This window comes from Macrococcus epidermidis (genome assembly GCF_003259695.1).
Lineage (GTDB): Bacteria > Bacillota > Bacilli > Staphylococcales > Staphylococcaceae > Macrococcoides > Macrococcoides epidermidis.
Map to the genome: position 1 here is coordinate 1 of NZ_PZJH01000030.1, position 245 is coordinate 245.

The 245-nt window shown below is 44.5% G+C and carries 1 protein-coding gene; it reads right to left on the bottom strand.

What is annotated here, in order from left to right; all coding sequences use genetic code 11:
- Nucleotides 1-245, bottom strand: a 245-nt coding sequence (locus BHU61_RS13290) for a hypothetical protein (protein WP_146608878.1), incomplete at both ends; no start/stop codon positions are given.

Genomic DNA, 245 nt, shown 5'->3' on the forward strand with positions numbered 1-245 from the left:
ACCTGCTGGTACTGGTTGGCCTTCTACACCTGTTCCTGGTGCTGTTGTCGCTGTTAATACATCTGCTACCTTCGGATTTGTATCATTCACATCTGCGATACCATCATTGTCATCATCTGTATCTGTTACATCCGGAATACCATCGCCATCTGTATCACGTTGAACTGTTACCAGGACATCCACTGTCTCTGTTTGTGTACCATTCGTTACTGTAACTGGAATTGTTACCGTCTGTGTTTCGTAGT